28 protein-coding genes and 1 pseudogene are annotated in these 25,444 nt (G+C 59.4%); 6 read left to right on the top strand and 23 right to left on the bottom strand.

What is annotated here, in order from left to right:
* Positions 1-58 precede the first annotated feature (58 nt).
* The 11 genes from ROG8370_RS14050 to ROG8370_RS14100 all read right to left on the bottom strand — a co-directional run bounded on the left by ROG8370_RS14050 (position 59) and on the right by ROG8370_RS14100 (position 9,275).
* Positions 59-442 carry a PIN-like domain-containing protein gene (locus ROG8370_RS14050; RefSeq protein ID WP_245827396.1) on the bottom strand — a complete coding sequence of 128 codons (384 nt, stop codon included), beginning with the start codon at positions 440-442 and terminating at the stop codon, positions 59-61.
* Positions 443-447: 5 nt separating this feature from the next.
* Positions 448-1,155 carry a MerR family transcriptional regulator gene (locus ROG8370_RS14055; RefSeq protein ID WP_085827815.1) on the bottom strand — a complete coding sequence of 236 codons (708 nt, stop codon included), beginning with the start codon at positions 1,153-1,155 and terminating at the stop codon, positions 448-450.
* Positions 1,156-1,245: 90 nt separating this feature from the next.
* The gene (locus ROG8370_RS14060) at positions 1,246-1,890 is read right to left on the bottom strand and encodes a DUF6441 family protein (RefSeq protein ID WP_085827816.1); all 645 of its coding nucleotides are present in this window, start codon (positions 1,888-1,890) and stop codon (positions 1,246-1,248) included.
* Positions 1,887-2,201, bottom strand: coding sequence for a head-tail joining protein (locus ROG8370_RS14065; RefSeq protein WP_085827841.1), 315 nt, complete (start codon positions 2,199-2,201; stop codon positions 1,887-1,889). Before ROG8370_RS14065 ends, ROG8370_RS14060 begins: the two co-directional genes overlap by 4 nt.
* Positions 2,202-2,209: 8 nt before the next feature.
* Complete coding sequence (locus tag ROG8370_RS14070) at positions 2,210-3,232, bottom strand: major capsid protein (RefSeq protein ID WP_085827817.1); 1,023 nt, start codon at positions 3,230-3,232, stop codon at positions 2,210-2,212.
* A 45-nt stretch (positions 3,233-3,277) separates the two neighbouring features.
* Entirely contained in the window at positions 3,278-3,658 is a 381-nt protein-coding gene (locus tag ROG8370_RS14075; RefSeq protein WP_085827818.1) for a head decoration protein, read from the bottom strand.
* 37 nt (positions 3,659-3,695) lie between these two features.
* Complete coding sequence (locus tag ROG8370_RS14080; protein ID WP_170925253.1) at positions 3,696-5,027, bottom strand: S49 family peptidase; 1,332 nt, start codon at positions 5,025-5,027, stop codon at positions 3,696-3,698.
* On the bottom strand, positions 5,027-6,526 hold the full coding sequence (locus ROG8370_RS14085) for a phage portal protein (RefSeq protein WP_085827820.1): 1,500 nt from the start codon (positions 6,524-6,526) through the stop codon (positions 5,027-5,029). Before ROG8370_RS14085 ends, ROG8370_RS14080 begins: the two co-directional genes overlap by 1 nt.
* A 3-nt stretch (positions 6,527-6,529) precedes the next feature.
* Positions 6,530-6,745 (bottom strand): phage head-tail joining protein, encoded by a 216-nt coding sequence (locus tag ROG8370_RS14090; protein WP_085827821.1) that lies wholly within the window; start codon positions 6,743-6,745, stop codon positions 6,530-6,532.
* 1 nt (position 6,746) lies between these two features.
* The gene (locus tag ROG8370_RS14095) at positions 6,747-8,660 is read right to left on the bottom strand and encodes a phage terminase large subunit family protein (RefSeq protein ID WP_245827392.1); all 1,914 of its coding nucleotides are present in this window, start codon (positions 8,658-8,660) and stop codon (positions 6,747-6,749) included.
* 78 nt (positions 8,661-8,738) lie between these two features.
* The gene (locus ROG8370_RS14100; protein ID WP_085827823.1) at positions 8,739-9,275 is read right to left on the bottom strand and encodes a hypothetical protein; all 537 of its coding nucleotides are present in this window, start codon (positions 9,273-9,275) and stop codon (positions 8,739-8,741) included.
* 117 nt (positions 9,276-9,392) lie between these two features.
* On the opposite strand from ROG8370_RS14100, the gene ROG8370_RS14105 reads away from it, so the two are divergent.
* Positions 9,393-9,662, top strand: a complete 270-nt coding sequence (locus ROG8370_RS14105) for a hypothetical protein (RefSeq protein WP_085827824.1) — start codon at positions 9,393-9,395, stop codon at positions 9,660-9,662.
* A gap of 98 nt (positions 9,663-9,760) precedes the next feature.
* On the top strand, positions 9,761-10,303 hold the full coding sequence (locus ROG8370_RS14110; RefSeq protein WP_085827825.1) for a DUF3489 domain-containing protein: 543 nt from the start codon (positions 9,761-9,763) through the stop codon (positions 10,301-10,303).
* Here ROG8370_RS14110 and ROG8370_RS14115 read toward each other — a convergent pair.
* Positions 10,287-11,081, bottom strand: a complete 795-nt coding sequence (locus tag ROG8370_RS14115; protein ID WP_139838164.1) for a hypothetical protein — start codon at positions 11,079-11,081, stop codon at positions 10,287-10,289. The genes ROG8370_RS14110 and ROG8370_RS14115 overlap by 17 nt on opposite strands.
* Before the next feature lie 133 nt (positions 11,082-11,214).
* On the bottom strand, positions 11,215-12,474 hold the full coding sequence (locus ROG8370_RS14120; protein ID WP_085827827.1) for a site-specific DNA-methyltransferase: 1,260 nt from the start codon (positions 12,472-12,474) through the stop codon (positions 11,215-11,217).
* A 359-nt stretch (positions 12,475-12,833) separates the two neighbouring features.
* On the opposite strand from ROG8370_RS14120, the gene ROG8370_RS21435 reads away from it, so the two are divergent.
* The 3 genes and pseudogenes from ROG8370_RS21435 (at position 12,834) to ROG8370_RS14135 (ending at position 16,065) form a co-directional block, all read left to right on the top strand.
* Positions 12,834-13,319: a nucleoside deaminase gene (locus ROG8370_RS21435; RefSeq protein WP_370738343.1), complete on the top strand. Its 486-nt coding sequence runs from the start codon at positions 12,834-12,836 to the stop codon at positions 13,317-13,319.
* Between the two features lie 1,064 nt (positions 13,320-14,383).
* Positions 14,384-14,593: pseudogene (locus ROG8370_RS21010) on the top strand (hypothetical protein); the annotation flags it as partial.
* 347 nt (positions 14,594-14,940) lie between these two features.
* Complete coding sequence (locus ROG8370_RS14135) at positions 14,941-16,065, top strand: site-specific DNA-methyltransferase (protein ID WP_170925252.1); 1,125 nt, start codon at positions 14,941-14,943, stop codon at positions 16,063-16,065.
* Here the strand turns inward: ROG8370_RS14135 and ROG8370_RS14140 are convergent.
* From ROG8370_RS14140 to ROG8370_RS14175, 9 genes are all read right to left on the bottom strand, one after another.
* Positions 16,028-17,314 (bottom strand): 5-methylcytosine restriction system specificity protein McrC, encoded by a 1,287-nt coding sequence (locus ROG8370_RS14140; RefSeq protein ID WP_085827831.1) that lies wholly within the window; start codon positions 17,312-17,314, stop codon positions 16,028-16,030. The genes ROG8370_RS14135 and ROG8370_RS14140 overlap by 38 nt on opposite strands.
* A gap of 2 nt (positions 17,315-17,316) precedes the next feature.
* Positions 17,317-18,513, bottom strand: coding sequence for an AAA family ATPase (locus ROG8370_RS14145; RefSeq protein ID WP_085827832.1), 1,197 nt, complete (start codon positions 18,511-18,513; stop codon positions 17,317-17,319).
* Entirely contained in the window at positions 18,510-19,064 is a 555-nt protein-coding gene (locus ROG8370_RS20240) for a hypothetical protein (protein ID WP_139838165.1), read from the bottom strand. Before ROG8370_RS20240 ends, ROG8370_RS14145 begins: the two co-directional genes overlap by 4 nt.
* Positions 19,065-19,067: 3 nt before the next feature.
* Positions 19,068-20,099: a DNA adenine methylase gene (locus tag ROG8370_RS14150; protein WP_085827833.1), complete on the bottom strand. Its 1,032-nt coding sequence runs from the start codon at positions 20,097-20,099 to the stop codon at positions 19,068-19,070.
* 305 nt (positions 20,100-20,404) lie between these two features.
* The gene (locus ROG8370_RS14155) at positions 20,405-21,058 is read right to left on the bottom strand and encodes a hypothetical protein (RefSeq protein ID WP_085827834.1); all 654 of its coding nucleotides are present in this window, start codon (positions 21,056-21,058) and stop codon (positions 20,405-20,407) included.
* Positions 21,055-22,098, bottom strand: coding sequence for a helix-turn-helix domain-containing protein (locus ROG8370_RS14160; protein WP_085827835.1), 1,044 nt, complete (start codon positions 22,096-22,098; stop codon positions 21,055-21,057). Before ROG8370_RS14160 ends, ROG8370_RS14155 begins: the two co-directional genes overlap by 4 nt.
* The gene (locus tag ROG8370_RS14165; RefSeq protein ID WP_085827836.1) at positions 22,095-22,490 is read right to left on the bottom strand and encodes a VRR-NUC domain-containing protein; all 396 of its coding nucleotides are present in this window, start codon (positions 22,488-22,490) and stop codon (positions 22,095-22,097) included. The genes ROG8370_RS14160 and ROG8370_RS14165 overlap by 4 nt, the downstream gene beginning before the upstream one ends.
* Complete coding sequence (locus ROG8370_RS14170; protein ID WP_085827837.1) at positions 22,487-22,753, bottom strand: hypothetical protein; 267 nt, start codon at positions 22,751-22,753, stop codon at positions 22,487-22,489. The genes ROG8370_RS14165 and ROG8370_RS14170 overlap by 4 nt, the downstream gene beginning before the upstream one ends.
* The gene (locus ROG8370_RS14175) at positions 22,750-22,953 is read right to left on the bottom strand and encodes a helix-turn-helix domain-containing protein (protein WP_370738344.1); all 204 of its coding nucleotides are present in this window, start codon (positions 22,951-22,953) and stop codon (positions 22,750-22,752) included. Before ROG8370_RS14175 ends, ROG8370_RS14170 begins: the two co-directional genes overlap by 4 nt.
* Before the next feature lie 608 nt (positions 22,954-23,561).
* On the opposite strand from ROG8370_RS14175, the gene ROG8370_RS14180 reads away from it, so the two are divergent.
* The gene (locus ROG8370_RS14180; RefSeq protein ID WP_085827842.1) at positions 23,562-24,842 is read left to right on the top strand and encodes a tyrosine-type recombinase/integrase; all 1,281 of its coding nucleotides are present in this window, start codon (positions 23,562-23,564) and stop codon (positions 24,840-24,842) included.
* 25 nt (positions 24,843-24,867) lie between these two features.
* Here ROG8370_RS14180 and ROG8370_RS14185 read toward each other — a convergent pair whose 3' ends face one another.
* A complete protein-coding gene (locus ROG8370_RS14185) occupies positions 24,868-25,332 on the bottom strand; it encodes a hypothetical protein (protein WP_085827839.1) in 465 nt (154 codons plus the stop codon).
* Between the last annotated feature and the right edge of the window lie 112 nt (positions 25,333-25,444).

Consider the following 25,444-nt stretch of genomic DNA (forward strand, 5'->3'; position numbering starts at 1 on the left):
CATGTGATGACTTCGCGGAGCCAAGAATGATACACAACCGGTCAGGAGGACCTGCATGTCAAATCTGGTTGAGTTTGCTGCTTTTCATCGGGATTTCGAACATGGCACCGCCCCCGACCAGTTCAGCCTGCTTTTCTACGGTTTCCCATAGCGCCATAAGGCGTTCCATCTGCTTGGTCAGCTTGGCCTTCTGAAGGCTAGATGCAAGAAAGAAGCCTACCAACTTTGAACTCTTGAAGGCCTGCTGCTCGGCCTTGTTCCTAGCGATCCGGCGGTCAGCTGAAATGATTACCCAGTGCCCCTCGGCATTCAAGGTTCCGATCCACTCTATATCTTTCACGGCGGCCCCAAACTTCTCCCTCAGGTGGACGACCTCGTGCTTACCAGCGAAAAGGGCTGCGAGCGCTTTCGCCATGGCCGGAGGCAGGTTTTCATCCACCATCACCTTCAAGCGGCCATCAGCCCCTCGTGAAATCTGACGGCGTCTTGAACCACTGATTTTTGGACTTCATACATAGCTGCTACACGACTTAGGGAACCTTCTGCCTTGACGGCCTCTGCCAGCACAATCGTCGGCACGCCAGACGCTGATGCTACAGGTTGGCCGAAAGACCGGGTCGGGTCGATAACGATACTGTCCTTGCCACGAAATGGCCGCCAGCGCGTGACGATATCGCCTTCCAGATCCAGATCCTTGAAGCTTTGTTCAACTACTTGCTTGAAAACATACTGTTTCTCCTTGAGGTCAAGCAATTGGGGCTCGCCTGCGGCCTCTAGGCTCTCCAAGAAAATTGTCCGCCCATCGGTCCGGAAACGACCGGATGAAAAAGGTCTATCCGTTTGGATGCACTGTTGAGCATAGTCCATGCAATTACGAACAGCCTTCAGTCCGATTCCCTTTTCAAGAAAGGCTCGCACGAAACGAAGCTCGATCAGATCGCGAAAGCTTATCTCGATGTCGTCGTCGATCTTCGGAATATCAGGCCTCCAAAGCGGAGGGACATGCCGAACTTCGTCATTCTTCTTGCTTTTGTAGTCGTATCCATCCAACCACCGCCGCAAGTTCCGCGGAGGTGCCTTCAGGAGCTTCGCAGCATCGGCCACAGAATATAGGCCAACCCCAACGAACTCGTGGATGGGCGTGTGTTGGTTCATGGTTTCAGTTTGTAACGCGGCTGTCGCCGAAAGCAACTGGAATGATGGGATCGGGAGGTTCTGCTGACTGAACCGGAAGCCAAAACACGGCTAAGAAAGTTGCCCTTGTCGACCAGCGGCAACCCATTTCGCCACGATCAGCCCCGGCACGCCATCCGCCGCCCGCTCGGCATCCCGCGCCAGATCCAACCGCTTGCGCAGCTTGACCTGCGGCACCAGCAGGAAGATCGGCACGGTGGTCAGCCCGCGGCCTGTCTTTGATCTGGAGGCCACCGCGCGGCCTTTGGTGTTCAGCCGCCCTTCGGCGACCAGCAAGCTCGGCCCCCGGCGGCGATAGACGAACCGCAGGCGCAACCCCGTGCGGCGCTCCCATTCGCCCGGTGTGATCCGGCCACCGCGCCGGGACTTTCCGGCCGCCGGGGTCGGGATCGCCAGCCAGAACCCGTCTCTTGATCGGATCAGCGGCCCCGTGTCATGCGCGCCGATGATCACCGGGGCCTTTGACCAGACCAGTGCCGCCGCATTCAGGCTGTCGCCGGATTTCGGGAAGCTGGCGAGACGGATGCTGTTGCCAAGGCGCGTGCCAAGCCCCGCGTCGGTGATTTGCGCGCGCCAGGCGGATTTCAGGGAGGTGCCCGCCTCGCGCATCGCGGCGGACACCGCCTTTTCGCCAGCGGCAATTTCAGCCTGCATCAGGGCCGCGATGTCGGGGCGGATGTCGAGTTTCAACTTCATGATGGCCCCAGGTCCAGCGTCCAGATCAACCGTTCCCGGTCGCGGATTGGCTCGCCCTGGATGATAAAGCTATCGGTGCCGATCACGATCAGATCGCCGGAGCGCGGATCGGACAGGTCAGACAGACGCACATCCACCATCATGGTGTCGCTGACAAAACGGGCAGCCCCGAACTCGGTGATGCGATCCGGCGCGCGGCGGATCACGCGGATCGGGCGCTCTTGCGAGGTGGTGGCGGAGATCCAGACAGCCGCCGCCCCCATGGACGGGGTGGCGAAGATCCGGTCCATGGCGGCGGCAAAGACGGGCATTGGCTGCATCAGTTCGAGGTGTGGATACGGATCGCGATGCGTGGCCGCTTGTTGACCGGCAGGATCGAGGCTTCGGTCATAAGGTCGATCCAGCGGCCCTTTTCGTCGAGGTGTTGGCGGGCGTAGAGGGGCAGGCCGAGGGTGTTTGCTGCCTCCAGCAGGTTGGCGGGGCCGCCATAGGTGGTGAAGGTGTCCATCGTGCCCAAGGGGAAGGCGATGCCTTCCGTCGCGGGAATGAACCGCTCGGAAGTTCCGCCCGACAGCGTGGCGCTGCCGTTATATTCCTCGAACACGATGCCTGCGAAGGGGAAGTTGCGCCGCACATCCTGGCGCAGGGGCTGCGCGCCGGTGGCGGCGTAGAACTTGTAGGCCTCTTCGGTTTTGGGGTGCGCGATCAGCTTGTCGAAGAATTCGCGGCTGACGAGGGCATGCACGTCCGTCATGCTCTCGCCCAGCAGATTGTCCTCAATGGCGCGCAAGACCTCCCGCACCTTGCCCTGCACGTTGGTGCCTGCGGTGCCCAGCAGGAAATCCACGGAGATTTGCGCGATGCCGAATTCGGTGAAGTAGTTGTAGAGCGCGGTACCAGCCCCATCCTTCACGATGCCGCGCAGCGCGTTCATCTCCATGTATTCGCGGGTTTGGGCGTGCTTGCGGCGCATCAGCTGCAGCTTGCGGTTCATCACCTCGACCAGCGGGTCTGCGCCATCAAAGACGCCCAAGCTCGGTTGGCCCTGAATGTCGCCGGGCAGGATGACATCATCATGCGGGATCCACGGCAGGGCGAAGGACCGCATCGATCGGCCTTCGCGGGTGCCGACCGTGGCTGGACCGCCCAGCGGCACCGAGGGCAGCAGGTTCAGCACACCCTCGTATTGCTCGATGATCACCGACCGCTGGCTGACGCCTTCGAAGCGGAAGAGGCCGATCTGGCCAAGGCGGGTGTAGAGGTTGGGCAGGATGTTGATGGCCTGCGTCATCTCGGCCAGCGAATAGCCGCCAGCGTCAAAGGGATTGCGGACAAGGGTCATGGGGTGCTCCGGGGGAATGAGGGGAATGGGTGGCGACGCGGGGCGTCAGACGCCGTCGCGGGCGATGATGCCGACGGCAGCAAGTTGGGCGATCTTGGCGGTGATCTTGGTGCCGTCATCGACGGATCCGTCATAGGCGAGGCCCGCGCGCGAGACGATCGAGGGGCCACGGGCGACGACGATGCCGGTGGCATCCGCCAGTGTGGCGTCGACGGCATAGAGCAGCACGGCGGTTGCTGTTTGCGCACCATCGGTGCCAGTAGCGGTCGCCAGCTTGTACTTACCGCTGGCGGTGATCTGGCCGAGCACCGAGCCGACCGGATAAGGCATGCCTTGCAGCAGCGTGACCACTTCGCGGGTGTAGTTCGGATTGACCTCATATTTGAGGACATCGCCCATGCTGGGCTGTTCCGTCAGGACGGGCATTGGTCAGTCTCCATATGTTGGGAGTTTGGGTGCGAGGTCAGCGCTTGGCGTCAGTCGCGGTTTTCTTGGCGGCCGCGATGATCGGGCTGTCTTTCGCGGCGGCGGCTGCCGCTGGGGCGGTGGCGACGATGCCAGCAGCATCGCCGCGGGCAGCAAGGTCGGCCAGCACGCGGGCGCGCAGAGCCTCGGGTTTGATGCCACGCGTGACTGCGTCGGACGCGTCGATGGTCACACCGAGCCGGGCCGCCTGCGCACAGACCTGCGCCACTTCGGCGGCCTCGGCGCGAATGGCCTCGGCGGTCATCGCGGTGGCGTCGGGCGTCACCGCAGTTTCTGCAATGGGCGGTTCGGGCGTGCTCGCAGCGACCGGAGCCGCGGGTGCGACAGTGACTGAATCCGGGTTTGGGGTGTCAGTGGACGTGGTGGTCATCTGTGGACCCTTTCTACTGGTGGGATTGGAGCCGCGTGGCGTGGCGGCGAAGGCGTGGAAGGCGGTGACGGGATCGGCGATTTCGTCAGCCAGACCTGCTTTGAGCGCATCGGCCCCGCGGAACACGGCGGCTTCGGTGGCCAGAGCTGCGGCATCGGACAGGCGATCTCCACGACCTGCCGCGACGGTTTCTGCGAAGAGAAAGCGGGCCACCTCCAGCTCACGCTGCATCTGGTCGTGTATGGCCTCGGGCAGAGGCTGATACGGGTTCGCGTCGATCTTGTGCGAACCGGCATGGATCAGCGTGACCGCGATGCCCTTCTGGTCGAGCGCGCCGCTCATATCCGTGTGCAACCCTACGACGCCAATGCTGCCGACGGCACCCGTGCGGGGCAGGATGATGCGGTCGGCCTGGGAGGCCAGAACGTAACCTGCGGACAGCGCATGTTCTGCCACGAAAGCTTGGACCGGCTTCTGCGCCCGCGCCGCCCGGATCCGATCTGCCAGATCGAAGGCTCCCGCGACCTCCCCGCCGAAGCTGTCGATGTCCAGCGCGATGCCACGCACGCTGGAGTCCGTGAGGGCCGCCTGCAGCTGCGCGGCAATCCCTTCATAAGACGTCAGACCGGAGGATTGCCCGATCCAGGCGCCGCGGTGCACAAGTGTGCCCGCGATTTCGATAACGGCAATGCCGTCAATCGTGGTGAAGGGCTGGCTGCCGCCCTGCTGGTGGCGCTGGGCGAGGTCGTTCCCAAAGAGGGAAGCTCGAGCGGGAAGAAATGCCGCGGCTTGATCCGAAGCGTCCACCTCAAGGCCCTGGAAGGTGATGTCCTGCCCGGTGATGCGCGGCCCTAACCCCGACAGGAATGCCAGCGCCTTGGCCGGGTCGACCATCAACGGGGTGTTGAATGCGCGCTGGGCGATCTGGGCGTGGTTCATCATTCGCCCTCCTTGGCGTCGGGTTTTTCGTCGTCAGTGTCGTCGGACGCTGCGCCTTCCCGGTCGTCTTCCTGCTGATCATCACTGCCCTTGGCCCCATCCGGCCCCTGCGCCGGGGATCCCGGACGCCGGAAGTCGAGGCCCAGCGCCAGCTCGCGTTTGCGCTCAGCGGCGATCTCGCGGTCGACCTGCTCGGCGTCATAGCCGCGCTCAGACAGGGCTTGGGTGCGGGATTTCAGGCCCGCTTCGATCTGCAGGATCTCGGCCGAGGCGTCCTTCATCGGATCAATCCAGTCCCATTTGGTCGGCAACCATGCGCAGGCCTGATACTGCCGCCGCTGGCTGTCATAGCCGGGCAGATCCAGCGCGCCGGACAGCACAGCGGTGTCCATCCAGCGCACCCAGACGGCGCGACAAAGCTGGAACACCAGCACGCCATGCTGCCAGGCAGAGATGCGGCGGCGGAATTCGATCAGCGAGATCCGCGTGTTGGAGAAGTTGCCCTTGGCCGTGTCCCCGGTCAGATAACCGTAGGGAATGCCCAGCGCGGCTGCGATCTGCAGCAGGGTGCGGTATTGAAACGGCTCGTAGGTGCCGCCCGAGTCAGGGGTCGCCGGGGTCGAGACATCCTCACCGGGATCGAGCCGCACCACTTGGCCGGGTTCGACCTCCAGATCCTCCTCGGTGGGTTCCAGCGGCGTTTCTGGCGCGGGCGAGGTGATGAACATTGCGAACATTGCAGCGATCTTCTTCCGCTCCAGCTCGGCGTCGTCGTAAAGGTCGAGGGTGAACAGCTTGACGATGGCGGCCGCAAAGCGAGACACGCCGCGCAACTGCCCGGCTTCAACCGGATCGAGGACATGGATCACATCTGCGGCGGGCACACGGACAGTGTCGCCCGCAAGGCCGGGATCGGTCAGATCGCCGGGGTGGCGGCGCAGGAAGTGATAGGCCACGCGTCGACCGATGCCGTCGAACTCGATGCCCTGCCGGATCAGCCCGGCGCCGGGCAGGGTGCGGTTCATGTCGAGCGGCAGCATCTCGGCAGGCAGCATCTGCAATTGCAGGGGCACGGTCAGACCATCCTCGGCCCGGCGCGACCGAATTCGGATGAACACCTCGCCCGAGAGGAACACCTCACGCGCCGCCCGGCGCTGCAGCCCGTAGAAGTCGGTCAGACCCTCGGCGTCGGCATCATCGGTCCAGGCGAGCCACAGCGCCTGCAACTCTTCCTTCTTTGCAGCATCCGTAATGGTCGACGAAGGCTTGATGCCATCGCCGACGACATTGCTGGCGAAGCTTTCCACCGCGTTCGCCGCATAGCCATTGTTCCTGACCAGCCAGCGGGCCCGGGCGGTGATCGTGTCGCCCGAGGCCGCAATCAGCGTGTTCACATGGGCGCGGCTGGCGCGGAATCCGCGCAGGCGACGATGGGCCTGTGCCGCATCGAAGCCCCCGATGATGCTGCCGATGCGCTGGCGGAAGGCCTCAAACGCCATGGATCACAGGCCCTTCGTGGCGACGGTGCCCCAGCGCCTGCGACGCGGGGTGCCGGTAGTGGCGGTGGCGATCCGGGTTTCCAGATCGGCAATGGCATTCGCAAGTTCGGCATCCGAGCCATAGGTGATGCTCTTGCCGTCATAGCTCACCGAGCGGACGCCCGCGTAGCGGGCCTCTTGCAGTGCGGCCAGCAGCGCGCGCATCCGTTCCAGATCCATCTCAATCCCTCATGAAGTTCGGTGTGTAAGCCCGGCGTTTGCGCCGTGGCGTCGTTGGTGTTCCGGCCTTTGGCGCAGCGGGCGCGGCTTGTTCGGTCGGTGCCGCCTGCTGAGGTGCCGGGAGGGTTTCGACCCCGGCCTGCGCTTCCAGCCGCCGCCATGTGGCCTCGTCCCAGCGATCTGCGCCCATGATCCATGCGGCGGCGCGGGCGTAGACGCGGGTGTCCAGAGCCTCGTTCCTCTCACGCATCTTCTGCCATTCTGGGTGGGCATAGCCGCGCTTGTTGCGCACCGTGACGAGCTGTTCTGCCACCAGCTGCTTGAGCCACTCGGTGTCGATCCAGTCGGGCAGATGCACGGTGCCGGGGGCGTCCAGAACTCCCAGTGACCGATCCTCGTCGCTCGGCCGCTCCAGCCGCAGGTAGCGATAAGTCTCGGTCTTGAACGTCGCCGTGGCCACGGACCAGAGCCGCGCGCCCCGGCGCAGACGTTTGCCGCCGATAGTGGCGTCGACGAAGGTCGGGCCCGATACCGGCGTGGCGCGGTTGAAGCCCTCGAGGCCCTTGACGGGGGCGACCTGATCGAACCCCTGCGCCCGCGCCCATGCATAAACGGCGGCGGACTCGTAACCGGTGTCGATCGCCAGCTTGCCGATCACCATAACCGCCCCATTGGCGCAGACCCACGTCCGACCGAGCAGGGCCGTCAGCTTGTCCCAGCAGGCCGGATCATCCGGACCACCGGCAATGACGATGTGGTCGACCAGCCAGCTTTCCAAACCGCGGCCCCAGGCCCAGACATCGATCTCGATCCGGTCCTTCTGCACATCAACGCCAGCGGTCAGGAACAGACCACCGACGGGGATCTGCGCGCCAGCGTAAGCCTCGCGCCGCTCCGCGAGCCGCTGCCATTCCGGCGCATCGCCACTTTCGACCCATGTCTCGCCCAGCAGGGTGTTGCGCGCGGCGCGCAGCATTTCCTCTGAGCCTTGCGCCGCCAGCCAGTCCCGCGCGATCTGCTGCCAGCTTTTCCAGCCCAGCGGCGAATAGAGCGCCGAGAGGTGGAAGCCGATGGAATGCGGGTCGGCGGACACAGCCGTCGCCCGCCATTCCCCACGCTCCAGCATCTGCGTTTTGTGGTGCTCTGCGATAGGCTTCTCGCAGCCCTGACAATGATAGGCGGCGGTATCGGGCCGTCCCTTTTCCCAGCGCAGCCGCTCAAACTGCAGCCATTGCATCGCCCCGCAATGTGGGCAGGGCACAAAGTACCGGCGCTGATCGCTGGCCTCGAACTCCCTTTCAATGCGCGACAATCCCCGGATCGTGGGGGTCGAGACCATGAACACCTTGCGCCGGTGCGAGAAGGTCGTCGTCCGCGCCTCGGCCAAGGTGACCGGGTCGCCTTCCTCGTCGGCGGAGGCCGGATAGGCGTCGACCTCATCCAGAAAGATGTACCGCGCGGGCATGGACCGCAGGCCGGTGGCCGAGTTCGCGCCGGTCAGCACCAGGATGCCGCCGGGGAATTCCTTTGACAGCATTGAGTTGCCCGCGTCGCGCGACCGGGCCGGGTTGACCCGTTCGCGCAGGGCCGGGCTTTCGGCGATCAAAGGGTCGATCCGCCCGCGCGAGGTGCGTTTCGCCATCTCCACCGTCGGCAGCACCGCCAGCATCGGACCCGGCGCGTGGTGTATGACGAAGCCGACCCAGTTGTTGCCCGCCTCTGTCGCGCCCACCTGCGCGGCCTTCATGAAGCTGATCCGTTGCGCCGGGTGGCGGGGCGACAGCACATCCATGATCTCGCGCAGGTATGGCGTCCGCGCGGTGCGATATTGCCCGGGTTCGGCGCTGGCCCGCGAGGACAGTTTGCGGTGCTGATCTGCCCATTCCGACACGGTGAGGTCCGGATCCGGGCGCATGCCGCGACGCCAGGTCCGCAGGATATCCTCGGCCCCGTCAAAGGCGAGATCGAGGTCTGCGGTCAGGTCATGATCGCCTCATCCAAGCGAGACCTTGAGATCGGCAAGGGCGTCGAGTTGCGCTGTGACATGGGTTTCCAGCACCCTCTGCAGGATCGCGGCCTCGATCATCACCGGTGAGCCGGATTGCTTTTCCACCTCCATGGCCACTTCAGCCGCCATCAGCGCCGCCACTCTGCTGGGCCATGTGACCCAGACATCGCGTTCCTGACGTGCCAGACGAAACACCAGCGTTTCGGCGCGCGCCCGGTCAACCAGCGTGCCCTTTTTCTTTTGGATCGCCAGCTGGCGTTCCTGTGCCTGATAGACGGTCAGCGCGGTGCGGGCTTTCAGGTAGGACGAGCTGTCCGCGGGGCCCGAGAAGCTGGCATCGCCGCCGGTGCTGCGCCGGTGCTGGTCAGGGTCGGTCATGTCGGCCCGGCGCACGTCCGACGCGGCGGCGTTGATCGACCCGTCCTTGTAGACCACCAGCCGACCGGCTTTGCGCGCCTTCTGGACCGCCCCGCGCGACAGGCCGGAATGGGCGGAATACTCGCGCTCAGACAGTCCTTCCATGGTGACGTACGTCCCATATAAAGCAATGATATTGCTTGGTATTCAGTTGATTACATTTCGCGAACGAGCGAATCTTATTGCACGAAAACGATGCAACTCACCCCAAGGAACCACGCCATGACACGCCTCAACCCGATCACCACGCCCCGCCACCAGCTGCGCGCCGAGAAGGCCGCGCGCAACCGCGCAGCCGCCCTGAACGCGTTCATCGCGAAGAAGGCCGAGATCGACACCATGCTCGCCCGCCTGCAGGCTCACAGCGACGATCATTTTGAGACCCACCCCGGCGAGGTCAACTGGGGCAACGTCGGCACGCTCGAGCATTACGCCAGCCTCTTGAAGCGCATCACCGACAGCGCCTTTGGCGAGGGCGAATACGGCGAATGACACCTTCCGCCCAGCACGCCGCGCAGCCCGCCTTGACGGCGGGCTTCACCCGGTAGAAGGGCGGGCAACGGGTCGACCCTCGCAAACCGGAGGGACACATGCCCAAACTCACTGAAACCCAAACCATCATCCTCAGCGCCGGGGCCCAGCGCCCCGACAACCTCGCGATGCCATTGCCCGCAGGGCTGCACGGTGCCGCCGCGCAAAAGGTCGTCAGCATGATGATCGGGCGCGGCTGGCTTGAAGAGGTCGACGCCAAAACCCGCAAGGGCGAGCCGCTCTGGCGCGAGACCGGCGATGGTCACGGCACCACGCTGGTGGTCACCGACGCAGGCCTGCTGGCCATCGGGGTCGAGCCAGTGGTGGTAAAGACCATGGCTGCGATCCGCACACATGCGGCCCAACCGCCCGCGCTCAAACCGCCAACCCAGCGCGCGGGGACCAAACAGGCGATGCTGATCGCGCTGCTCCAGCGCCCCGAGGGTGCTTCCATGGCCGAGATTGTTGAGGCGACCGACTGGCAGGCACATACTGCGAGGGGCACGATTTCCGGGGTGGTCAAAAAGAAGCTGGGGCTGGTCGTGACCTCAGTGAAGGAGGATGAGCGCGGGCGCGTGTATCGGATCACTCCAGCGGGGTAATCATTCGAGTTAACCATAATTGGCAACGCAATTCGCTGAATTTGGCTGCTATTGCGTCATCCACTTCGTCTGGAGCAATGTCTAACGCAGGGGACGTGGCTACCGCTTTTTTTGCCGCTTCGCGGGATATGTCGTCTTGTACTGCAATCTCGTGCAGTTCTTTCATGCGCCCAGATAGCTTTCCCGCGCGTCTCAAACGGTCAAAAAGCGCGTTATTCGCTTCCGAGATAGACAAGAAGTTTGGGGACAAACGCAACGAGCCCGGATCGGCACGGTAGCCCACACTTAAGTGTGTGAAGCCTTCGCAGTAACTGTCGTAACCTGATTGTCCGAGGTGAAACCCGTTTCTACTGCAAGGTGTCACCACTAAAGGCAATTCGGGTGTCTCAGCGGCTTCGCTGAACAAATGCTGGTAAAGCAGACTTCCCTGATTTGGCTTAACCCGCCACGGGTCTTTCTCGTACTCGGCTCGCTCTTGAACGGTCAAGGTTCTATCCCTTTCTTTTGCGGCGAGCAAAGCGAACTTGGCGTTCTTTTCATCTACGGTTCTAGCCAAGTCAGGATTCAGTTCTTCGAGTATGCCCCGAGATGCATCTGCCTCTCCACATGTCGTCGCAACATCCATGAAGTAGCTGTATAAGAACCCAAACTTCCGCTCTGCCTCTCCCTTGCAAGGTCCTATGCAAAGCACCGAGTCGGGTGGAGCCGTTGCAACAGCGAAAGCGGCAGTAAAGCTCACTGCTAAAACGGCGAGAACGATAAGTACGATCTTTTTCACGGTTATCCTTTTGGCCAAGACAGAAAAAGCCCGGCAATTCCGAATGTTATTACTCGTACCTCTGCTGTGCAACCGTCCAAAATTCTTGTCTAAAGCGGCCAATCTTTGAGGCGGCCCCGCAGGATAGGCGCATTCATGCCACCAACCTCTTCGCCTTCAGGTCAACAAAGGTCTCACCTGTATCCGCCTGAACGGCATTGGTGCCGGTGAACTGCTGCCAGCGCTCGATGGCCACATCGACGTAAGCCGGGTTCAATTCGATCCCGAAACACACGCGCCCGGTGGTTTCCGCCGCAATCAGCGTAGTGCCGGATCCCATGAACGGTTCAAACACAACCTGGCCGGGGCTGGAATTGTTCAGGATCGGCCGACGCATGCATTCGACCGGTTTTTGCGTGCCGTGCACAGTGGCGGCGTCCTGGTCCTTGCCGGAGATGTGCCAGAGCGTGGTCTGCTTGCGATCCCCGGCCCAATGACCCTTGCCGGTCTTCTTGACCGCATACCAGCAGGGTTCATGCTGCCAGTGGTAATCGCCACGGCTGAGAACGAGACGGTCCTTGGCCCAGATAATCTGCGACCTGACGGCAAAGCCCGCCGCCACCAGGCTTTCGGCCACGGTCGCGGCATGCAGCGCACCATGCCAGACATAGGCGACATCGCCGGGGAACAGCGCCCACGCCTCGCGCCAGTCGGCACGGTCATCATTCAGCACCTTGCCGGTGCGTTTCGTTTTGGCCGCTCCCGCCTCGTTGCGCCAGGACGGGTCATACTCCACGCCATAAGGCGGGTCGGTCACCATCAACAGCGGGCGAACATCGCCCAGCAAGCGCCCGACCACATCGGCGGACGTGCTGTCGCCGCAAATCAGCCGGTGTGATCCAAGCTGCCAGAGGTCGCCCGCCACCGATACCGGCGTGACCGGTGGTTCGGGAATATCGTCTTCACCCTCGACCGCCTCGCCTTCGCCCTGATCCGGATCGCGCAGCAGGGCGTCCAGATCCTCGTCGGTGATCCCCAGTAACGACAGGTCGAAATCCTCGGCCAGCAAGCCTGCGATCTCGTCGCGCAGCATGGCTTCGTCCCACTCGCCCAGCTCGGTCAACTTGTTGTCCGCGATCCGGTACGCCCGGCGCTCGGCCTCGTCGAGGTGGCCGAGGCGGATCACCGGCACGTCCCTCAGCCCCAGCATTGTCGCCGCCAACACCCGGCCATGCCCGGCGATCAGCTCGCCATCGTCGGCCACCATGCAGGGCACGGTCCAGCCGAACTTGGCCATGCTGGCGGCGATCTTGGCGACCTGATCGGTGCCGTGGATTTTGGCATTGCGGGCATAAGGGCGCAGCCGGTCGAGAGGCCAAGTCTCGATCTGGCTTGGCGCGAAGACCAAGTCCATGGGGTGGCTTTCATGTGGGGCAGTGCGGGTAAGCCGATGCGCGCGGCGCGATGCCAGCGTCAGGATCGGGATCCGCAGCGTGGGGGAATGAGAAGCGCCCGCGAGGGGGTGTCCTCCGGGCGCAACTCTTCGATGATCTAGGGGTAGGTCAAGGGGGGCAGCTTTGTCAAACGAAAAATGCACTCGGATTCAATGGCTTCCTGCAGGTCTCTTCACCGCTCAAATGGAGTGGCGGTCACTTTGTCTGACCCGTCAAATGATACTATGTTCGAAACTAGACCGCTGGATGGGAGAAAGTCATATATGCGGGGAAGACGCTCTCAAATGCGAAAAGTGCCGACGACATGCCGCGGGAACGGATGAGTGCTCACATCCGCACTGCCAACGAAGTCGCCCCCGACGCAGCCCTGCACGGTCACCATCCCTTCAGTGCTGTGATAGTAGGTCCCGAGGACCGCATCCTCATACGCCAAGGCAATATCGGAACCGTACGAAATGCGGAGACTGAACTTTCGCGGCGCGCGGCGAATGCCTACCCGGCCGAGTTTCTGTGGACCTGCACCTTGGTCTCGACCGGTGAGCCCTGTGCGATGTGCACGGGCACCCTAAACTGGACGAACATCGGCCGGTTGCTCTACGGCTACGAGGAGAGCACGCTTCTTGCGGTTACCGGTAGTCACCCCGCAAATCCGACGAGGAGTCTTGATGCGCGAACGGTCCTCGGTTCTGGCCAAAAGCCGCCATGCTCGACTTCGTCAATGACGATCCGCCGCCGTGGCTCATCCAAAGCCCACATGAAGCATGTTCGAACTCAAACCATGATCGCTCACCAAATCGCGCAATGACGTGCCCGAAAGAGTGCACCGGCTAGTTACAAAGCTTATGACAAATCCGATACGTCTCTCCGTCCGTGTGTCGGACCTCGCTCACTTCATCCCAGACAAGCTTGTTCCCGATTGCCAAGCCTGCCCCGTCGGTGAGTTTCGGGGAGTACCACAAGTAATAGGGCGCATCCGTTCTTTTTCTGATTCCATCGTGAAGCACGAGCAAGGATGAACGAAGTATCTTTTGCGCCAGACCGCGGCCCCGCAGCTCCGGCAAGACAAATAAAGCAATCTCGAAGCACATTTTATCGCGAAAGGTCGATTGGCATCTGTATGTAGCCATGACCGTTATCCGAACTTTCTTGGAAATCCAGCCCTGAACGTCGTCCGTGTAGATGAAGAAGAATCCTAGGGCAGAATCATTTCCGTCAGCCCAGGTCCGGAGATCCTTGTCGGCGAATCCGTCTCTTGGCTTGATTGCCCCCATCCGGATGGCTGTCTGAAGTGACTCAATAACGCGTTTCTGCCCGGGTATCATGTACGAATCTCCTGAAATCGAAGGCTGGACCATAGTGCGACATCCAGCGTGAAGCCACGGTTGTTTTTGTGAGTTAACACTCGGTTCTGCATGATGCATTCGTCACGCTGTCGCAAAGAGTGGGGTGGCAAGTTGACTAGACAAAAATCCACAACCTCAGAAGGCGGCCGCGACCAGACGATTACGAATGTCTTGGAGAAAACTGGATTTTGTCTGGTGGCCTCAGGCGCGGGTGGCTTCCTTGCTGGCTTCCGAAAAATGGCAAAGGTGGATTCCACAAAAGAATCCAGCATGCCAAGATCGTGATTCCCTAAGGCATTGATATGACGATACTTAAACCTCTGGCTTCCGCAAAGTGGCTTCCGCTTGGATTCCCCGGTAAAAGCGCTTGTCGCTAGCGAAATGCCGCGCTCAGCCCCCCCGCATACATTCGGGGCCGGGGAGGAACCATGGCGTGGGGGGCTGGACAAAGTTGTGGCGTGTCATGTGCAAAGCTCCCAAGAGCGGCACGATTCATCCTATCGACGCTCAGATCAACCGTCGGATCGCCAAGATCAGGTCCAAGGTCGAGCACCCGTTTCGGCTGCTGAAGCGGCAGTTCGACTATATTAAGACCCGGTAGCTTAGCCTAGCAAAGAATAGTGCGCAGTTGTTCAACCCGTTCGTGCTTTGCAATCTCCATCTGGTCCGAAGGCGACTGACGGCGCGACGGGGGCGAGTTTGCTGGAAAACGGGTAACGGCAGACAAACGCGATGAAAAATCGCCTGAACTATGGTCAAACCGGTCAAATTTGGGCTAGATCAGCTTAAGCCGAACGAACTCGGGCGTTGATCAGACGTTTCTTGGCTACCCGCAGTTGAACGGGTGATCAAATGCAACTTCGCATCTTTCAGAGGGCTGAAATTCATACGGACGCCGATCTCATTGCTGACGTACTAGCTTGATGTTTTTGACAGGAATGTCCATGGTTAGGTTCGACGACGCTCCCTCGTCACCAAAGCATGGTGGCGAAAGCACCTGCTTAAGGATTTATAACCCAGTATCATGCCGCAGGCTAAAAATACGCGCTGCAGTTGATAAAGAAAAAAATGAGCAGATCATACATGCCAGTTACTGCAAATAAGATGGATTCAAACAAGCCGCTTCCTGTCTGGGACGGCAAAAAATCGATCCTGATACAGGATGATGCTCTGGCAGCGATTGATATTATCAATTCGTCAGGCGTGGAGGTCAGGCTAGCTCTAATTGATCCTCCATATAATCGCCGCACGAAATTTCACCACTACAACGATAGCCTCAACCGAGATGAGTGGACTACGACGATAAGCAGCCACTGTAGTAAAATACACGATGTTCTATCATCTGATGGAGCGCTTTGGATGCATATCGACGATGCAGAAATGCCTAGGGCTCGGATATTCTTGGACCGAATTTTCGGTGAAGCAAATTTTCTCGGCACAACTGTTTGGCAAAAGACCGTAAGTCGCGACAACCGAACACCAATTTCCACTACTCATGAATATATCCTAGCCTATGCGAAGAACAAAACGGAGTGGCATAAATCTCGGAACAAGTTACCGGCTACAGATCGCCAAACTGATAGATATAAAAACAAAGATGACGACCCTAGAGGGCCATGGGCGTCCGGCGATTTAACTGCTAAGGCTGGCCCTGGCCGCAGGTCCGAACAATTCTACGACTTAACGTTGCCGTCGGGTAGAGTTGTCCGTCCAGCTACCGGAACATGTTGGCGATATACCCGCGAACGTCTTGATGAATTGATTTCCCAGGGTAGGATTGACTTTGGGGCTGGCAACAAGATGCCCAGACTGAAGAGATATCTTTCGGAGGTTGACCCTGGGCTCGTTCCGGACACGTGGTGGCCGGGAGACGTGGTGGGAACAGCAGATAGCGCAAAGCGGCATTTAAAGAGCCTTTTTCCTGATCTCATACCGTTTGAAACCCCAAAGCCCGAGGAGTTAGTTTCCAGGATAATTCATATTTGCACTGATCCTGGTGATCTTGTGCTAGATATTTATGGGGGCTCTGGGACAACCGGCGCGGTAGCTCATAAGATGGGCCGCCGCTGGGCTTTATGCGAACGACAAGAGCGTACATTTCAGGAATTTACGCTTCCACGCTTACAGGCGGTGGCCTCTGGCAGAGACGGTGGAGGTGTCTCTGACCGCTTCAAGTGGACGTTAAATCAGCCTTTTCTGGTGCTGTAAGTGCAGCAGTGCTGGATAACCACTCAGCGATAGATTGTTGAAGTTGATTGATTCCAGACTTTGCTTCAAAGGCCTCAAGCCCAATTTCAACCACGTGTACAAGTTCTGGCATGCCACCACCAACTGGATGAAGTACTCTCGCCTGAACAGTACGGCCCTCTGCAGGGTAAATGATGCCAACCTCTTTTAGGCTCGTTACTCGACCGACGGAGAGGGCTTGGTATATATCTGACGTGCTCGGTGTCGATGCTAGGGTTTTGTACTTGGCATCTAGGCTAAGAAGCCGCTTTCCTTTTCTTTTGAACATTATATCAGGTATCGTATGAGCGTTAATTTTTGAACCATCGTGATTTATACCGGTTGCAAGAATGATGCGAGGCTTTTCCGACTCTATTCCAAGGGATCGAGCAGAGTCCTGAAAAAGCCGGAAGCAAACGTCCTCAAAGAGCGCATCTGAGTTCCACAAAAAACCAGGCAATTCCATCTTGCCCTGACCATATACGATCCCATTTTCTGTCGCTAACAAATGGGCAATCGACAAGGCATCCTTGAGTTGTGGATAACGGCGTTCTGAACCCACCACTTTATGAGTAGGTAGAACGCTATCGACTCCAGGTACTGACGCTCGCCATCGTACCAGCGCTTGTTTAAGCCTTGGCTCTCTAACCAATCCAGAAAGCTTATTGCTCGCCCACACCAACAACTGTGTTTCCGAGACGTTAGGGCTCAATCTTGAGGCTATGTTACTCAAGCGTCCAGTCACAGGAATGAGCTTCCCATATGACCTAGGATCAAGTCGACCCTTCAAGAAGCCACTGACAAAATTCTCTTTTCGATAACCTATCGGGTATCCCATCACGCTGGCTTTTTCCAAAGATGTCAGGAAAAGGTCAGCCATCAACTCCGGAATTTCCAAGTCCTTACTTGCCTGACCAGCACTTGTTTCAGACAAGGTTAGACCGTTACCGTATGCCAAGAAATTCCACAAAACCGTTTGCCAGCCAGCTTTTCCGGTCAAGTCTGCGATGAACTTTGGAAGAATTTCCAGTTGCAGTTCACCTATGCGGACAAAACCAGCCACATTTCGTGCTTGCAGCGTCACTGATGAAGCTCGCCGATTTGAGATCGTAATTGGAAGGTTACGCAACCTGAGGCGCTGTTTCCAAGCTAAATTCAATTTGTCTAGCTCGCGAAGATCACTCAGAGAGATAGAGACTTCGACGGCACTACCGTTTTCGATCAATCTCATTTCTAAAGGGCCAGATACCTAAGTACCTCGGTTGCCGCTTCTAATGATCCGGCTGAAAAATCCTTCACCTCGATTGAGGCGTTCGGTTTTGGACCTTGCCCAATCTGACCTCTTTCAAAAATGAACTCACCTACCACATCTGGCGTTGTGGCCTTAAGGATATCCCGCATTGTATCAGAGTCTTGAAGAAACCTCTCTGACAGTTGTGGGTAAATCTTACTGTCCCAAACAGACACTAGTGCCGCCCATTTGTTCTCGGCAGATGCACGCTCTACATCCACCAATAGTGCATGTCCAAGCTCAAAATCTTTACCTAACTCGGATGCAATAATGATATTTAAGCGATCAAGCAGAAGAACACTACATTCTTCTGCAGTAAGTGCTTCCGCGCCGCCAGCATCAGCTTCACGAAGCGCGTTTGCCTTAGCTGCTAACGCTTCCAAATCGACAGCTAAGAGAGCCGCCAAATGTACCAAATCAGGCGCCATTTTTAACTGAAAAAACCGACGCGTCAGTGCTGAATCTAAAGGTAGTGCGGCTCGATCAACAGAGTTCATTGTTGCGAGTATGTAAAGGTTTTCTGGAAATTTCCAATCTTCTGGGAGCTTATAAAACTTGTCGTTGGCGAAGCGCCCAATAGGCTCTGAGACACCATCTTTGTAGCGAATACCTGGTAGTCTTATGCTCAATGCATGCGGGTTAACTACACCCTTTATGGTTGCTCTATAATCTGAGTCCAGCAGCGTAATAAACTCTCCAAAAACTTGGCTAGCGTTAGCGCGATTCAACTCATCAATGATGATAATATGTCCTGCGTCTGGACCTGCTTCACTAAGACTTATTGCAGCGTTCATTAGCAGCCCAAAGAATGGCTGTAGGACAACGCCACCTTCTTTGGGTAGAGGGAACTTCCCAATAATGAATTCCTCATAGGAGTAACTTTGGTGAAAGGTCACCCAATCGAAAGTCATATTCTTAGGCAAAGGAAGATCAATTTCCCCTTCCCCAGCCGCTCCAAAAACTTCAGCTGGGTTTCCAACATTCAGTACCGGACGCCCACCCTCAGCCGCAGGTCGGGAGTTGAGGAGGTTGATAATATTGGAGAGGAGCCAAGTCTTTCCAGTACCGGGTGGACCGTATAGCAATACGTTCTTATTATCAGCTAGTGCGGCTAAGGCCTGTGCTGCAGTAACAGTCATTTCTTCTCCTCATACCGCCAGTAGCCACCAGAAGTCGCCGTACCCCAGTTTATTTCTGCAAAAGGCTGTTTCGCTTGAGCTTCATTTGCCTCGCCAACCGTGTACCCAGCCCAGACATCGCCGTCTTCACCCCTCACCAAAAAGATGCGCAATCCCCCGATCTGTTCGAGTACTGCACGGGCATCTTCTGTATTTTGGCCAGCTTCTAGGCTTGGAAAGCCTTCTTCTGGTGACCATGCTGAAAGCCGGATCGCTCGATGGCGATTTTGGTTTGCTATCCGCATGCGGCCTTGTGATTTTGACGAAAACGTAAGCGTTTCTTTGGGCCTTGTGGGCCTCAGAAAGTTTCCGACCTCCAGTTCGATCACTTCCCCATTGTTTGGATATTCTGATCTTAAAAACTGTAACAAGTCAGCGACCAACCCCCCGGCAACTTGGATATATACCGCCCCACCACCGCCTACTGGATTATCATCAGTCGTGCGCTCAATATTGTATAAAGTTGCTGCACTAATCCGCATGGACCAAAGTTCCGCAATTTCTATTCTCAAATCTTATCTCCGGTCCAGTATGTAGAGGTGTTCTTCCAACTGCTGCTTGGCTCCACCGCGACCATTGCTGTCAAATCTAGCAAACGGGACTGTTTTTCGCGATACAGCGCCAAATTGGTCCAGAATACTTTGGAGCTCTTCGGGTGAGACTTGACCGTCGTTGCTATAGCTAATGAAAACCAGCGGAACATCAATCAACTTCAGTAAGCTCTGAAACGCAGCAGGTGCTTTTCTTCGATAACAAAAATCAGACGCTTTCTTCTTCCAATCTCTTAAGCCACCTTGACCAGCAGGGACGGGCATATCTTCTTGTGCAATTGTTTCGAGAATATGATAATTTCCTCCGTACTGGCGCTTAGTGTATGGTGGATCAAGGTAACACGCATCACACGTGTTGATTTCGTCAATCAGATCTTCTGCTCGTCCGTTAAAGATTGCATGATCTGCTTTGCAGGGTATCATACTTGACTGGACTAGTTGGATTGGCTGCAGGCACTCTCGATTCCAGGTCGATCTAAAATAGCCATAGGTTCCAGTTATGTTTGCAACGCGGTTTGTGGCCAAAATCAAGTCATGGAGCAGTAGATCAGCAGCGCCTTCACTCAACCCTTTTGCGCGCCAGTCTGCAATTTTCTGACGCATCGCATCAATCTTACCCGCATTATCGCCTGTAAAATACCTGCGAGGGTCGACGCCATTTTCTGGAACGCCATCGGCACTATATTCCCGCCAAAAGAAACCTTCTATTGGGCTTAGTCCATTAAGCTCATTAATTGCACTCCGATATCCAGGATGCCCAACAATGGTAAAGTCGTATAGTCTATCAAATTGAAGCCTAGCTTTTGCATGCAATGTTGGGAATTTTAAAACATCAGAAGCAACGACTGTATATCCACTTCTTGCAAACGCTTCAGCGACGGCACCCGTGCCACACATTGGATCAGCAATGCGCGCTACTGCTGTTGATTTTTCCGCCACAGTGGCGCAAATCCAGCTAGTCAGCTTAGTTTTATTTCCAAGATATCTATACGACATAACTGGTAGTAACCATATTTCCCAGACTTCTGCACTAGCCCAAAACTAAAAATCTTCGGCTATGTTCGCCCAGCATGCTTGAATGCTTATCCGAACCAGAGTTTCACGCCGTGTGACCCCAATGTTCCTGCTTACTAAAGCCGAAAGTTGCCACTTCCGATGTTACGTCGTCCTTGTGCTCTACGGCACGTATAGCGGCGGGAGACCCTCAAGCCAAGTTTGGGACCGCACTATTGACTGGCCGTACTCTGGTCTAATTTCCCGCACCTGTAGCAAAAGGTCACGCACGATGTTCCTGTCCATACTTATCGCCGCCACGGCTGCATCTTTGGCATCGCACCGGTCACTTCGACGTCCCGCAACATCTCTCCTTCCACCAGGCCATCCCGCACCCAGTCCAGCGCCTGCCACCAATCGTCATATCCGCGACGAGCGGATGTGATCTGTTCCGGATGTGGCCGCCAGGTGACCGGACAGGCCAGCACCTCGACTGTGCGCCATTTGCCGCGGGTCAGCACGCGTTCGGTGCCGACCACCACCGTGGTCGCCCGCTCGCCATGCTGATTGCGCTTGGTCTCGACCGGCACGCAGCGCGGGACGACGCCGGGCATCCAGTCGGGGGTGAGCCCAGCGCGCGCCAGTTCAGCCACGCGGATCGCCATGCGGATGCCGCCGAGGCTGTCTGGCAGTCCGGCGACGGTGGCGGCGACAACCTCGGCATCTGGATGGGTGTAGCTGCCCATCTTGTGCTGGCCGCCGTCGACCTTGCAGCCTAGTGCCGCGCGTTGCAGCAGGACATATTCCAGGCCGAACCCAAAGCCTTCTTCTGGCACGTCCTTGGGAGGCGGCAGTTCAAGTTCGGCCTTCTCGATTCGGAATGCCCATTCCAGCGCCGTCTGCACGCCCAGCGCACGTTTTGTGCGTCCGCTGCGATTGATGATCGGTCTTGGCAGGGTCATAGCACCCCCCGCGATCGGAGGCGTTCGGGTGTCACCAGCCCGCGTTCCAGCATCAACCCGCACATGGCGGCGCTGATCATGCTGGGGGGCAGGTATTCGTCGGAGTTGACCTTGGCCGCGTAGAAGGCCGCCAGCTCATCCGGGCTGGGCCGGGGCTTGCCTTGGGCCTTGCGGCTGCGCTTGGCTTTCACGGAATTGGCAGCGCCCTGCGCATCGCGCTGGGCTGCCCGTTCCATGAACCGGTCGAGAGCCTTTGGCCCATCGGGTGGGTTGGGATGATCGCCCCGACTCTCAGACGCAACCTTGATGATCCGATCCGTGGAAAGACCAAGATCATCAATCCAGCGGCGAACGTGCTGCCGCGCTGGCCAGCCCTGCCACCAGGCGGGCAGGCTGGCGTTGGCATCAAAGCCCAGCGCCGAGAGCAGCTTGTCAAAGAACCGATCAAAATCGGAATCTCGCGCAGCCGCGTCCTCCTCCTCCTTTACTGGTTTACTTAAAGGTTCCCTTACAAGGTTAGTGTCGCAATTTGAGACACGGGATTGATCATTTTTGAGACACGGGTTTGCGTCAAATTGAGACACGGGCCCGTGTCCGGAAATGAGACACGGCTTTGGGCCTGTTCCGGACGACAAGCCCTTGCAGGTGTGCGCCTTTTCGGCAATCGACCCGTGTCTCAAATCCGGACACGGGGTTTCAGCCTCTCCTGCCTCGAAGGGATTGGTTGACTCACCCTCGATTTGGCCCGGCCCGCGCGGCGTGAACCCTGGCTCGCAGCCCAGCAGATAGCGGGTGGGGCGCTGCTGCCCGGTCTTGGGATCTATGACTCTGATCCGACGAATGAGTCCGCGTGCTTCCAGCCCGTCGAGGTGGCGGTTCAGCGTTGCCCGACTGACTTCACAATCATGTGCCAGCCGCGCCTGTGAGGGGAAGCAGCCGTAGTCCGGGTTGAACCGATCGCTGAGATGCCAGAGCACGATCTTGGTGGTGGGCTTCAACCCGCGCTGCTTGATCGCCCAATTGGTGGCGTCATGGCTCATGGCGTGGGCCTCCGAACCGGGCTGGCAATGCGCGTGGTGAACCCGTGATCCGCCAGTGCGCCCAGCGCGTCGTCCAGAGAGCGCACCAGCGCCCAGCCGAAGCCCTGCGCAAGCACCGCATCGCGGAAGGCCTCCTGCGTTGGGCGCAGTCGGCCTTTGGGGGCCTTCAGCTCAAGAAACAGGACGCGCCCGTCGCAGAGGACCATCAGGTCGGCAAAACCTGCATGCACGCCCATGCCGACGAGAATCGCCTGGCGCTTTGCGCCGCGGGGGCCAGCCTCGGTCACCTCGTTGGCGCAGTGATGGATAATGGCCGTGCGCGGCAGGGCAACGCGCAATGCCTGCACCACTGCACGCTGCAGATCCGCCTCAGGGGTCCCGCGCCGCTTCATGACCCCACCCCCGGATCCGGCCGGTGGTTGCCCCGCCCGGGATGCCTTGCATCGACCACCACCAGCAGGATGCGGGCGTCCTCGCGCTCCTGTTCGGTCTCGCCATGTTGAACGAGCACATTGCAGGCCAGCCGGATCAGATGATCGGAATGGTGGACCACATCGGCCACAACGGCGCGGGCCTCGCGCCGCCGCTCGTCGATCCAGTCTGCGCGCGCTGCGTCCCGCGCATGGTTCTTGGAAATGGAAAGGTGCGGCTTCATCGCCGACCTCCCGCGCGCCGGGGGCTCGGCAGTTCCTGCTGTTGCAGCCAGTCCTGCACCGCGTCACGGCGGTAATAGACCTTGCGGCCCGCGCGCACGCAGGGCGGGCCGAAGCGTCGCGCCTCCCAGCGGCGCAGCGTGTCCACCGTCAGATCCAGCTCAAGCGCCAGGTCGAGGCGGCTGATCCAGCCGGTCAACACGCCACCTGGCGCGGATCGCTCTGAGGTTCCGGTATCTCGCATGCTCTTGTCTCCCGTTGATCGCCCGAAGCGGGCTGATTTCCGGACCCAAAAGACGCAGACGCAAAGGGATGGCGGGAAGGCGCGGGGTGGCACTGGAATTGGCATTGCGCGCCACCCCTTGTTTTATTGGGGTTTGCGCGTCTGGAGTCATGTCGGACAGGTCACGCGCAGGACGGGCAGGTGTGCCCGCCAGCGCCGCGCCGGGGGCGGTTGTGCCTGTTCGCACCGCATGAGAACGCATTGGGCGACGTTCGGCAGCACAGGCGGGGTTTCAGTTGGGTGGCAGGGTGGCATCGCTCTGCCGAAACCGCGCCACCCACTGATTTCATTGGAAATTTACAAAATTCTCGGGTGAATCTGCTGGCAATGCGCGCTGCGCGACCTGTTGCACGCCACTACCGCGTGGGCCGCGCTTGCCAGAATTTTCGCAAAACCCAACAAAACAACGGGTGGCACGGATGCGGCGATCCGGTGCCACCCTGCGCCTCCCCGCCACCCCGATGCCTGTGATTGGCTTGATTGTGGGGCGAATCTACGCCTGTGTCACATGTGAAAGGGAGCTCGAGTTGGTCAACAGATTACGATTGAACGATAAATCGGTGCGGGAGGCGATCCCCGCCAAAGGACGTGACTATCAGATCTTCGACACCGAGGTGCGGGGGTTCTCGATCCGCGTCCTGCGGTCGGGCAACCGGTCGTTTGCACTCGATTATCGCTATGCCGGGGCCCAGCGCCGCATGGCCATCGGGCGCTGGCCCGAATGGACGGTGACAGCCGCGCGTGAGCGCGCAAAGGAATTGCGCCGCGAGATCGACGCGGGCCACGATCCGCTTGGCGCGCGGGGTGAATTGCGCGAGGCCCCAAGGATCAACGACATGATCGATCGCTATCTGGCCGAGCATGTGCCGCATCTGGCCAAAACGAACGCATCCGACCAGCGATCCATGCTGACGAAACTCGTGGCACCCCATTGGGGCAACAAGCTGGTGAGTGAGATCACGCCGCATGATGTCGCGAAACTGCTGAATATCATCGCCAAGGGCCGGGCGCGGCCCTGCAAGGACAAACCCAACAACCGGGCGCGCAAGCTGCAAGGGTCAAAACCGACCCCGATCCGCGCCAACCGGACGGGTGAGGTGCTGCGCAAGATGTTCACGCTTGCCATCAGCTGGGGCTGGCGCACGGATAATCCGGCGTCGGGCTTCAGGAAAAGGGTTGAGAACGCCCGCGAGCGGTTCCTTTCGCAGGACGAGATCGCGCGGCTGGCCGAGGCGCTGGACGCGGCCGAGGATCAACGCGCGGCGGGGATCATCCGGATGTGCCTGCTGACCGGCAGCCGCGTGGGCGAGGTGCGGCAGGCGCGGTTTGAACAGTTCAATCTTGAGCTGGGCAGCTGGTCAAAGCCCGCCACCACCACCAAGCAGCGCAAGATTCATCGTATCCCGATCTCGGCCGAGGTGGCCGCCATTGTGCGCCAGCGCCAGCTGGTGGTGCCAAAGGGCAATCCGTGGCTTTTTCCCGGTGATGTGCCGGGGCAGCCGGTCAAGGAAATCCGCCGTTTCTGGATCCACATGCAGAAAGAGGCCAGGCTTCCCGAGGTGCGCATCCACGACCTGCGCCACACCTTCGCCTCCTTGCTGGTCAGCGGCGGAGCCTCACTGGAGATGATCGGCAAGCTGCTGGGCCACAGCCAGATGCAGACGACCCAGCGTTATGCGCACCTGATGGATTCGCCCCTGCGCGCCGGTGTCGATGCCGTGGCCAGCATGCTCCGGCCCCGCCCGAAGATCGTGCATGATGCCGATGCCGCGCCCAAGGCGTTATCCGACGATCAAAAGTCCGCTTGACCCGCGCCGCGTTGTTCGGGGCCCGTCAGGTCCCTTCGCGGCGCAGCTCATGCCAGATCGGCGTGATCCGCCTGCGGATGCTGCGGCTGTCGGGGATCCTCGCGCCGCCTGTCTGATCGGCAAACCAGTCCTGCATCTCCGCGATGAGTTCGGCCTGTGTGGCGGGCAGGCCCTGATCGTGGATGCGCCGGATCAGGGCGATGTTCATGCCCGCCCAATCATACGGCTGCCCGCCATTCGCACCCCCGGCGGCCTTGCGGACCAGGTCGTGCTCGTCCTCGAACCCGAACACCTCCTCAGCGCGGATCAGCATGTCCGCAACCGTCACCGGCACGCCGTCCGGCGGGTCCGTGATGATCAGCCAGTTCGAGGCATCGGGTGGCAGGATGCGTTGCATGACACCTTCGGTCGGGCCGGGGCCGCTGCGGCGAAACAGGGGCAGCAGGTCCATCGGCGAGAGGGTCACCGGGCCCGCGGTAATCCCCCCCAAAATTAGTGGTGTTCAAAAGTAGAATTTTCTCGGCAAGATATCTGAGGAGATTTACGATGAAGAACGGACGATTTAGCGACGCTCAGATCATGACGATCCTGAAGCAGGCGGA

Origin of the sequence: Roseovarius gaetbuli (assembly GCF_900172365.1) — a bacterium.
Lineage (GTDB): Bacteria > Pseudomonadota > Alphaproteobacteria > Rhodobacterales > Rhodobacteraceae > Roseovarius > Roseovarius gaetbuli.

What these genes read in the sequence shown, in the direction of transcription:
- ROG8370_RS14090 (WP_085827821.1), bottom strand. Translation starts at nt 6,745, where the DNA reads ATGGATCTGGAACGGATGCGCGCGCTGCTGGCCGCACTGCAAGAGGCC.
- ROG8370_RS14140 (WP_085827831.1), bottom strand. Translation starts at nt 17,314, where the DNA reads ATGAGATTGATCGAAAACGGTAGTGCCGTCGAAGTCTCTATCTCTCTG.
- ROG8370_RS14145 (WP_085827832.1), bottom strand. Translation starts at nt 18,513, where the DNA reads ATGACTGTTACTGCAGCACAGGCCTTAGCCGCACTAGCTGATAATAAG.
- ROG8370_RS14085 (WP_085827820.1), bottom strand. Translation starts at nt 6,526, where the DNA reads ATGGCGTTTGAGGCCTTCCGCCAGCGCATCGGCAGCATCATCGGGGGC.
- ROG8370_RS14095 (WP_245827392.1), bottom strand. Translation starts at nt 8,660, where the DNA reads ATGCGCCCGGATCCGGACCTCACCGTGTCGGAATGGGCAGATCAGCAC.
- ROG8370_RS14120 (WP_085827827.1), bottom strand. Translation starts at nt 12,474, where the DNA reads ATGGACTTGGTCTTCGCGCCAAGCCAGATCGAGACTTGGCCTCTCGAC.
- ROG8370_RS14165 (WP_085827836.1), bottom strand. Translation starts at nt 22,490, where the DNA reads ATGAAGCGGCGCGGGACCCCTGAGGCGGATCTGCAGCGTGCAGTGGTG.
- ROG8370_RS14160 (WP_085827835.1), bottom strand. Translation starts at nt 22,098, where the DNA reads ATGAGCCATGACGCCACCAATTGGGCGATCAAGCAGCGCGGGTTGAAG.
- ROG8370_RS14170 (WP_085827837.1), bottom strand. Translation starts at nt 22,753, where the DNA reads ATGAAGCCGCACCTTTCCATTTCCAAGAACCATGCGCGGGACGCAGCG.
- ROG8370_RS14155 (WP_085827834.1), bottom strand. Translation starts at nt 21,058, where the DNA reads ATGACCCTGCCAAGACCGATCATCAATCGCAGCGGACGCACAAAACGT.
- ROG8370_RS14070 (WP_085827817.1), bottom strand. Translation starts at nt 3,232, where the DNA reads ATGACCCTTGTCCGCAATCCCTTTGACGCTGGCGGCTATTCGCTGGCC.
- ROG8370_RS14135 (WP_170925252.1), top strand. Translation starts at nt 14,941, where the DNA reads ATGCCAGTTACTGCAAATAAGATGGATTCAAACAAGCCGCTTCCTGTC.
- ROG8370_RS14150 (WP_085827833.1), bottom strand. Translation starts at nt 20,099, where the DNA reads ATGTCGTATAGATATCTTGGAAATAAAACTAAGCTGACTAGCTGGATT.
- ROG8370_RS14050 (WP_245827396.1), bottom strand. Translation starts at nt 442, where the DNA reads ATGGTGGATGAAAACCTGCCTCCGGCCATGGCGAAAGCGCTCGCAGCC.
- ROG8370_RS14060 (WP_085827816.1), bottom strand. Translation starts at nt 1,890, where the DNA reads ATGAAGTTGAAACTCGACATCCGCCCCGACATCGCGGCCCTGATGCAG.
- ROG8370_RS14055 (WP_085827815.1), bottom strand. Translation starts at nt 1,155, where the DNA reads ATGAACCAACACACGCCCATCCACGAGTTCGTTGGGGTTGGCCTATAT.
- ROG8370_RS21435 (WP_370738343.1), top strand. Translation starts at nt 12,834, where the DNA reads ATGAGTGCTCACATCCGCACTGCCAACGAAGTCGCCCCCGACGCAGCC.
- ROG8370_RS14110 (WP_085827825.1), top strand. Translation starts at nt 9,761, where the DNA reads ATGCCCAAACTCACTGAAACCCAAACCATCATCCTCAGCGCCGGGGCC.
- ROG8370_RS14075 (WP_085827818.1), bottom strand. Translation starts at nt 3,658, where the DNA reads ATGCCCGTCCTGACGGAACAGCCCAGCATGGGCGATGTCCTCAAATAT.
- ROG8370_RS14080 (WP_170925253.1), bottom strand. Translation starts at nt 5,027, where the DNA reads ATGAACCACGCCCAGATCGCCCAGCGCGCATTCAACACCCCGTTGATG.
- ROG8370_RS14105 (WP_085827824.1), top strand. Translation starts at nt 9,393, where the DNA reads ATGACACGCCTCAACCCGATCACCACGCCCCGCCACCAGCTGCGCGCC.
- ROG8370_RS14065 (WP_085827841.1), bottom strand. Translation starts at nt 2,201, where the DNA reads ATGCCCGTCTTTGCCGCCGCCATGGACCGGATCTTCGCCACCCCGTCC.
- ROG8370_RS14100 (WP_085827823.1), bottom strand. Translation starts at nt 9,275, where the DNA reads ATGGAAGGACTGTCTGAGCGCGAGTATTCCGCCCATTCCGGCCTGTCG.